This is a genomic window from Okeania sp. SIO2C2, from assembly GCF_010692625.1.
Lineage (GTDB): Bacteria > Cyanobacteriota > Cyanobacteriia > Cyanobacteriales > Microcoleaceae > Okeania > Okeania hirsuta.
The window spans coordinates 55,264-64,060 of the sequence record NZ_JAAHGM010000040.1 but is presented as its reverse complement, the minus strand read 5'-3'; the positions used below and the strand labels follow the sequence as shown (position 1 = coordinate 64,060).

Sequence of the window (8,797 nt, the reverse complement as noted above, 5' to 3'; positions counted from 1 at the left end):
TTTAGTATTAGCAATACCCCAGATTGGTCGCAACCGGAAGAAACAGTGAGATTGGAATTACAAGAAGTAATTAAAAGTCTAGTGACTCATCCAGATAGAGGTAAGATGACTCTATTAATAGATAACAGCAATATTACTGCTGAAGATGCAGATTTAATTTTATCTAGCGTGGCGATGAATTTGTTAATGGAGGAAGATTTAGAGGTGTAATATAAAATCCGGATAATTACTATAGCTTGCGTCATTGCGACTGGAACGGAGTGGAAGGAAGCAATCTCCGCGCATCCCTGAGATTGCTTCCTATCGTCGCTGCGGACGACTCTTCAACCGGATTCAAGATAAATTGGAACATGAGAATAAGGAAGCGATAATGCTGCGCATCACTACCGTGAACGCTCAAGCTAAAGCTGAGAAAATTGCATTATTCAACTAGATAACTAAAAATCAAAATAAAAATTAGACATCTCCGAAAAAGATATAAACTTTTTGTCAGAGTAGGGAACGGGGAACAGGGAACAGGGAACAGGGAACAGGTAAGATATTTTTAGGAAAAAGGCACGAAAAATGATTTTGTGAGGAACTTTTACAACTATAGATCATGCTAAATAAAGGGCAGTTTTATTTTATGGAGATGTCTATTGATTATGACAACCAGTATAGCTACTGAAAAATTCTATAGTCAAACCAGTTTTTCTGGTTCAGTTTATTTTTATCTATCCCACGAAGAAGCTTATGAGCATTTAATGATTAATATAGCTGATGGCTTGAAACTATTAAGAGTACCATTTTATGCTAATTTCAATTATTGGAAAACAGGATTAGATTCAGAATCATATCTTTTTAATTATGACTCTAGTGTCAATCATTGGGATTGTTCAGTTGTAGTTTTAAGTAATCACTGGTTTGAAAATCATCAAAGGATACCTGAAGATTTTTTCGACTCGAAAAGAAAATATTTTACTGTTTATTTAGATGATACAGATGGTCATAGTCTCCTATTATATGACCTAAATCCTACTTTAATGAACAATTTTGATATTGTTTTAAGAACGGGTTGTAATAATTTTGTTCAACATCCGAATAATTTATACCCTTGGTTTTTTGGTATCTCTAATCTGATTTTAAAATCGACTCAACAAGTTAGCAAATTTGAGCAACGAAGACCTAAATTACTAATTAATTATAGAGTCAAACATGACACATTATTATTATTTGGTATAGATGCTTCGCTGGAGATTCCAGGAATACAAAGAACAGATTATATAAAAGATGATAAATGGGTAGAATACACTGTAAATTTTCCCCTAAGAAAAATTGCTGACGAACGTTTTTACCCTGTAATAAAAAATATTCTCAAACTTGACTTTTCTAGTGAAAATTTTGATACTTCACCAGAAGATAATTATCACTATTTGTTATGGCAGCAAACTGGTCAACGTCATCATCCTTTATATTATCAAAGACTAACTAAATCTCTTGCTTGTGCAGCTTTTGGAGGTTGCATTGTTCCAGATAACAACGGTCAAAACTTTCATGCTGAATGGTGGGATAGTTGGAGATTTTGGGAGTCCTTAGCTGCTGGATGTGTGACTTTTCATATTGATTTTGATAAGTATGGTGTTAATTTACCAGTAATGCCAGAAAATTGGAAACACTATATCGGTATTGACTTAGATAATATACAAGCAACGGTCGATCGCCTTGTGGAGGAACCAGAAATTTTAGAAAGCATATCTATTGTAGGTAGAAAGTGGGCAATTGAAAATTATTCACCTGTTCCTACCGCTTTGCGTTTTCTGGAAATAGTCAGCGACAAGCAAAACACCAAAACTAGAGGGGAAATTCTAGAAAACTTTGTTACCCAGAGATTGCCTTTTTCCCTAACAGAAATCAATTTAATTATTTTCCCAGACTGGTCGCAAACAGAAGAAACAGTGGGATTAGAATTACAAGCAGTAATTAAAAATCTGGTGAATCATCCAGATAGAGGTAAGATGACTTTATTAATAGATAACAGTAATATTTCTGCTGAAGATGTAGATTTAATTTTATCCAGCGTGGTGATGAAATTGTTAATGGAGTCAGAATTAGAGGTAGATGAGGGAGCAGAAATTGTTTTAGTTGGAGAGTTGAGTCAAATACAATGGTCAACTTTAATTCCTCAACTGCAAGGTCGGATTAAATTGGATAATGAGAATGGGGAGGCGATCGCTCAGGTTAAAGCAGATAATATTCCCCTAATTGAATTATCAAATTTCTCAGATAAAACCTCAAATAAAATTGATTGATGACTAGATTTTTTCACGACCAATTTGCCAAACAATATTTAGAAGAATTACTATCAACTATTGGAGAAGTTAAAGCACCCCGTGAAGTTCGAGGAGAAACACGACAAATAGATGTTTGGTTTTCACCTAGATCGCAACTTCAAGGAAACCTAGAAGCACTTGGATTATTGGGGCGTTTTGCTACAATACCAGCTCTATTTGAACCATTCCGGAATCCAGCAACGCCGGATGAAATTATTAATTGTATGCTTAAGTTGTGGGAAGTTCGTGGAGAATTGCAACGTGAAGCTAAACGTAAGCAGACTCAACTAAGGTCGGCAGATTATCCCAAGTTGTGGATACTAACCCCTACAGCTTCCCAAACAATATTAAGTGGATTTGGTGCTATTTCAGATGAACAAAACTGGTTGCCAGGAATCTATTTTATGGCTGACTATTTAAGGACAGCAATAGTAGTAATTCATCAGTTACCTTGTACCCCAGAAACTCTCTGGCTGAGAATTTTGGGTAGAGGAAGAGTTCAATCAACAGCAATTGATGAATTAGAAGCATTGCCAGCGGATAATTTGTTTCGTTCAAATGCGCTATTGTTATTAGCAGATTTGCTAAGTAATATAGAAGTAAATCAAAATTTAGAATCAGAAGATAGGGAGTTAATTATGCGATTATCACCACTTTTTTCACAAAGATTAGAAGAGGCTACAAAACAAGGTATGCAACAAGGTATGCAACAAGGTATACGAGAAGAACGCCGAGAACAAATAGAAAATATTCTCAAAGTTCGTTTTGGTACAATAGATAACCAACTAGAGGCAATAATTGAGCCATCACTTTCTCTTTTACCTGCTGAGTTAGTACCTTTGTTATTGCAATTATCTCGTGATGAATTGTTAGCTAGATTTGTTGGGCAAAATGGTACTCAAAATTGAGTAGTTTAATCCTGAGCTTGAGGAAGAAAAACCAAGCTACACAATTTGAAATATTGCTTTTACCTTATTCGTGGTTGACTAGCAGCCACAATTTGTTCTACAGTCAACTCTAGTTCTGGGAAAGTAGGGGAAATAATCCGATCCTTTCCCCGAAATGCCTGACTCTGATATTCGCCGTTAATAAGTTGATAAACAAAAACTGTGGGCACTTTAGAACGACCTAAATAAGACCGAGAAGCGATCGCTAAATAATCCACTATCCAATACTCGGAAATTCCCAAACCCTTGTACTCGTCAAATTTGTCAACATAGTCATCCTCCCAGTTAGTTGAGGTTACCTCCACTGCTAACCTCAAAGGTTCCCGAAACCCCTGGTATGTGTAAAGATATCTATCCCAAATCTCCCCATCCACTACAGAAACGTCGGGAATTCGCCCTTGTTCTTGCCCTTCTTTTGTTACAGTTTTTACCAATGCAGTGCGTGTCACTACTAAATCCAAATTTAGCCGTTCGATTTCGCGGTCAATATTTCTCTGGATTAAATTCGCAACGTTTTCATGGGCACCAATGGGTCGCATTTCTCTGATTTCTCCATCCACAAGTTCGTAAATAACCCCATCTTCTGGGTATTGGTCGATAAATTGGTCAAAAGTTAGTCTAGTTTTAGTTATATTCATAGCGATCGCTCTTTTATCAATAACAGTCACTATAGTTTAATAGCGATGATTTGCAAAAAACATTCTGGGTTTGTACTACTTTCAGTCATAGGATGACTTTAGCTACATTTTAACTAACCTGATCAACTTCCCCCCTCAATATACTTCTGCCACATTTGCTCGTAAGCGTTTTCCATCTCACGAGTAAATTGTTTGGCATTCCACAATGGAGCGGTTTGCCTCGACTTTCTCAATTTCCAGGATATTTCCTGACGTAATTTTTCATCTTTCCCTAACCTAATTCCCCACTCTACATATTCTTCATCACTCCATGCAATACCTTCAGTGATGCCAGCATTCATCATCATGGTGTAACTGTTGCGTGCTGCAAATTGTTGACCAACCCGCGTTACCATGGGAATACACATCCATAAAGTTTCTAATGTTGTTGTTGCACCGTTGTAGGGATAAGTATCTAAAACAATATCTGCAATACCTAGATTTGCTCGGTGAATTTCTTCTAGAGCGACTTCTTCTATAGGAATCAGGCGATCGCTACTAATACCTTCTGATTCAGCAATGTCTATCAGCAATTCTGATAAAATGTCTGAGTCACTAAATTTTTTATACAAGAAGTAACTATTGGAAACTTCTTTGAGGATTTTCATTTGCAGTCTTACCGTATCGGGGTTGCACTTATAACTTCTCTGAGCAGTAAAATAAACCACTGCATCATTGGGAATTCCTAAATCTTGTCGTTTCAGACTGGGTACGTCTACTTCAAAACCATCCACCGCAACATAAGTTTGAGGTAGTCGCCAAATTTTATGGGGGTAATAATCTTGAGCGTTTTCTGGCAAGACATAGGGATCGGCAATATAGTAATCAATTGTTGGTATTCCTGAGGCACCCCATCCTAACCATGTTGCTTGAATAGGTGCTGCTTTCATTGCCATAATTGAACAACTATTAATTAATGTCATGCTATCTAAATCAATTAAGATATCTATTTCATCTTCATAAATATCTTCTGCTACTTCTGTACTGACAATACTATAGATATGAGTTTTAGTCGCTTGATTAGCGTACCACTGTTGCAGATGATCGTTTCGGTGTTGCGCTCCTAGCATATAGGAATAAATTTCGTATTGATCTCGATTGTGATACTTAAATAACCATCGGGCAATCCATCCGACAGAATGTCTTCTTAAACAGTGGGATAAATATCCTATTCTCAGAGGTTTTGTTTGTGAACTGACATTATTTTTCTTGTTTAACTTCTGACTGTATTTGTTTGTTTGCTTCTGACAAGCTATTTCTAAATTTAACTGACAAATTTGTGATAACTGAGTACGAATTTTGAGATTTTTTTCTGGGGAGTCTCTAATGTATGGAAAGATATAACCCATATTATACAAACGCATGGAAACTGTACCTAGTTTTTGTGGAGGTTCTGCTGCTAGAGTTTGTATTAGAGACTCTTGTCGGTCTAATGTTTCTTTAACTTTTTGATCTGCACCTCTTGAGGTTATTAAAGCTCGACAAACCTGGAAATGAGAGATTACTTTTTCGTGTATATCTGTAGATAAAGAATAGGATTTTTCTGCATATTCAATTGCCAAAGCATAGTCTGTTAACTCTACAGAAAACTGTGCCATAGTTCTTAATAGCTCTCTGTTCTCTGGGGCAATCTTTAATAAAAATTCTGTGTATTTTCTAGCAAATCCTACTGAGGCGAAAGAATATGCAATTTGATATATAGGTGGAATTAGAGAGTTGATAAGATTAGTTCGATTTTCTATTCGAGGAATGGCAACTGAGGCAAATTCTATGGATGATAAACTTTTAGGGTCATCAACTAATAGCTTTTTTAATATATGCAGCAATAAATTTTGCTCAAAGTCTATAGTTGTATTATTTTCTAATAGCTCAATTATTCCATACTCCTTTAGTTGTTCTCCTGTATAGTTTTTGAGAACAATAGATAAATCAATTAACTGTAATAAATTATTAATATCAGTGGGGTAAATTTCCCGAATGTGTTGTCTGATGACCCAAGCTACAGAATAATCTTCTGTTAATGCTCGTCTATTTGCTTCTATTGCTAATACTTCTACTAATTCTGCTGTCCACAACTCAACCTCTTCTGTTTCTCCATCTGCCATACCTAATAGCCAAGTTGTTTGTGCTTCCTCTTCTTGTCCTTCCAACAGTAATATTAATCCCAATTGCCAATAGTATGACTTATTTTGGGGATGTGCGGTTATGGCTTTTTCATAAAGGTTAATAGCTTTGGTATAGTTACTATTAACTAAACATTGATTAGCTTGTTGTTGCCAATTATCAGGCAATTCATCAGAAATCATCAGAACATAAATTAATAATTTACAAAATAAATAGGTAGCGCATACTACGCTACCTTTAAGTTTTGTGGTTTAAACGCTAAAGTTATAGAGGTGTTTCATAGCCTGTCTTTTCACATTCAGCAGCATAAGTTGGCTCACCTATCTCTGCATTCTCTCCCTCACAAAGAATTGTCTGGGAAGTTAATGCTCCATTTGCGTCTATCAGATATACCATTCCTGCATATCCTCTGAGACCAGCAGCACTATCCGCTGTCCAAGCTGCAACAGCTGCTTCACCGTCAACTTCTTTGCCCTCAGCAGCAGTAATATCATAGGTATAGTTACTTGTAGCAGTTTTAATACCTAAACCGAGCTTTCCTATGTTCTCAGCAATATCGCCAGTGAGAAATTTACCTTCCTCCGCATAATAAGCTTGCTGACCCTTATTAATAGAAGCCAAATACTGCTTCGCCTCAGACTGCTTCGCCTTATTAGCTTGGTTTAAGAAAGAAGGCAACGCAATAGCAGACAAAATACCAATAATAATGATAACCACCAACAATTCAATCAGAGTAAAACCCTCTTCCTTTCTCTTCTTAGCAACGTGCTGTAAGAACTTAGCCTTAAATTCAGTTTTCATGTTTTCTCCTATAAAAATTGGACAAATAAAATTTATCTCCTGAATCTAACTTACCCACCTTGGCAAAAATTCATATCATCCCCCAGGAAATTTTTTTTTCAGAGACATCTAACGAGCCAACTTATCAAGAGAGTATTAAAGAAAGCCAGGTTTGTCATTGCGAGGCGAGGTAGATTAACTATTGTCGATTTGCTAATATTTATTCACATAAATTCATATACATTGATATAGTTGCATAGATTGTGCTATAATTGTCCTTAGAGAGAGTAGTTTGTGGTGCAAAACCAGGCCACTATGTAACCGCTATCCTGATAAGTTATCTCTAGCATGGTCAAGTAATTAAAACCTCTGTTTAGCCGATAACCAAGGCGACGTAAGTGCTTAAAAGCGTCTACAGGTTTTCTTGTAGACATTGGGAGATACCCCCTCAGCAGGTCTTGCTTGCTGTGCATTGTTAACAAATGTTAGCAAAATTGTATCGGTAGTCATTGAGACCGAAATGGAGTCCAAAATAAATTCGATCCCCCCTTAGTCCCCCCTTAAGAAGGGGGGAAACTTAAAGCCCCCCTTATCAAGGGGGGTTGGGGGGATCTAGCACTCCAAAAGCACATAAAGAAAAGGATCTAGAGTATCCAATAATTCCCTAACCTCCTCCCAACACCTCTCCTGACTCACTGCTTCTAAAGTAATCGGGTCTAATGGCCTAATCTTGACCAACCGTTCTACCAAAGATTCTACAGTACAAACCCCGTCCCACAGAGGCAGCAAACAAACAGCCATACTACTATCTATATGAATAGGTGTTAAACTGGGCAACTTGACATAATTACTAATCTCAAAAGGTTTATGGTTATTGATACAGTTAATCAAATCCTCCCTAGCTTGAGAATTTCGTAACTGAGGATGTAGTTGTACCTTAGCCTTTTGCCAGTCAGAGTCTGTCCATTCGGAAACTGGCACAAAAGATTGACTTTGTTGGGGATGACCACACCAAAAGTCCAACAAACGGTGCATGGGTTGTAAAAGTTCAAATAAATGTAGTCGTTCCTCCAAAGAAATTTCAGGTAAACTCATGGCTAAAAAAGCTGGCAAATCATCTTCATTTTTAAACAAATCCATTATTTCCCACTGTCGCCATTTCACCATATTAATAAATTCTAGATCGGCACTTTTCAAAGCAGCAAAAACTTCTGGAATTGTATAACCTTTATCTCCCAGTAATAAATAATTACTCAGCATCCATTCTTCATTTTTTGCCCTTTCGGGTTTCCAAATTTGCCGTTTCAGAATAATTGAATCTTTCAAAGTATCCAAAGTTTCTCGTGCTAGTTCCATTTCCATTTCTCCAGGATTTTCATTCATTAATCCCATCATTTGAAAAACTTCTTGCACCTGAAAATAGTTATGGCGTTGGAGGGAACTATGGAGATTTGTTCTAATAATTCCATCAGGTTTTAAAACAGATTTCATTCCCTGTAAACCAGCAACTATATCTGGTAATAAATACAGCACTTCATCACAATTAATATAGTCAAACTCTAAACCTAAACTTGGCAATTCTTCTATAAGCAATACATGAAATTCGGCATTATCAAAACCATGATATTTGAGACGTTGCCGAGCTAATTCTACAGATTTTTCCGAAATATCAATGCCGACTATTTTTGCCTCTGGATTTGCTTCTGCTAAGACTAATGCTTTATAACCACTGCCACATCCCGCATCTAAAATAACCTTATTTTCAGTTCCTATAACTTTTTTATTTCTCAGATAATATGGTGTGACAAGATTATGAATAAAAAGTGATTCATAGTCATCTTTAGGAGATTTTTCAACAGGTATTCTGGGATAAGTTACAAAATCAAATTGTTGACGAATTTTTGCTTGTAGTTCTGATTCTTGATAGTTCATAATTGTTTGATTGGTAGTGCTGAGTTAG

Annotated in this window: 6 protein-coding genes and 1 pseudogene; 3 read left to right on the top strand and 4 right to left on the bottom strand. The window is 36.5% G+C overall.

The window, feature by feature from the left end:
* The 3 genes and pseudogenes from F6K18_RS25280 to F6K18_RS25270 all read left to right on the top strand — a co-directional run.
* Positions 1–210 (top strand): annotated as a pseudogene (locus F6K18_RS25280) (hypothetical protein); the annotation flags it as partial.
* Between the two features lie 434 nt (positions 211–644).
* Positions 645–2,288: a hypothetical protein gene (locus F6K18_RS25275; protein WP_287525066.1), complete on the top strand. Its 1,644-nt coding sequence runs from the start codon at positions 645–647 to the stop codon at positions 2,286–2,288.
* Positions 2,288–3,217 (top strand): hypothetical protein, encoded by a 930-nt coding sequence (locus F6K18_RS25270; protein ID WP_287525065.1) that lies wholly within the window; start codon positions 2,288–2,290, stop codon positions 3,215–3,217. The genes F6K18_RS25275 and F6K18_RS25270 overlap by 1 nt, the downstream gene beginning before the upstream one ends.
* 59 nt (positions 3,218–3,276) lie before the next feature.
* On the opposite strand, the gene F6K18_RS25265 is transcribed toward F6K18_RS25270, so the two are convergent.
* From F6K18_RS25265 to F6K18_RS25250, 4 genes are all read right to left on the bottom strand, one after another.
* On the bottom strand, positions 3,277–3,924 hold the full coding sequence (locus F6K18_RS25265; protein ID WP_353735161.1) for a Uma2 family endonuclease: 648 nt from the start codon (positions 3,922–3,924) through the stop codon (positions 3,277–3,279).
* Between the two features lie 92 nt (positions 3,925–4,016).
* Positions 4,017–6,239 (bottom strand): O-linked N-acetylglucosamine transferase, SPINDLY family protein, encoded by a 2,223-nt coding sequence (locus F6K18_RS25260; RefSeq protein ID WP_287525064.1) that lies wholly within the window; start codon positions 6,237–6,239, stop codon positions 4,017–4,019.
* A gap of 82 nt (positions 6,240–6,321) precedes the next feature.
* On the bottom strand, positions 6,322–6,858 hold the full coding sequence (locus tag F6K18_RS25255; RefSeq protein WP_287525063.1) for a type IV pilin-like G/H family protein: 537 nt from the start codon (positions 6,856–6,858) through the stop codon (positions 6,322–6,324).
* 591 nt (positions 6,859–7,449) lie between these two features.
* Positions 7,450–8,769, bottom strand: coding sequence for a class I SAM-dependent methyltransferase (locus F6K18_RS25250; protein WP_287525062.1), 1,320 nt, complete (start codon positions 8,767–8,769; stop codon positions 7,450–7,452).
* Positions 8,770–8,797: the final 28 nt, after the last annotated feature.

Bases quoted from the DNA above. Each gene is read 5' to 3' on its own strand.
- F6K18_RS25275 (WP_287525066.1), top strand. From the start codon at position 645: ATGACAACCAGTATAGCTACTGAAAAATTCTATAGTCAAACCAGTTTT.
- F6K18_RS25270 (WP_287525065.1), top strand. From the start codon at position 2,288: ATGACTAGATTTTTTCACGACCAATTTGCCAAACAATATTTAGAAGAA.
- F6K18_RS25260 (WP_287525064.1), bottom strand. From the start codon at position 6,239: ATGATTTCTGATGAATTGCCTGATAATTGGCAACAACAAGCTAATCAA.
- F6K18_RS25255 (WP_287525063.1), bottom strand. From the start codon at position 6,858: ATGAAAACTGAATTTAAGGCTAAGTTCTTACAGCACGTTGCTAAGAAG.
- F6K18_RS25250 (WP_287525062.1), bottom strand. From the start codon at position 8,769: ATGAACTATCAAGAATCAGAACTACAAGCAAAAATTCGTCAACAATTT.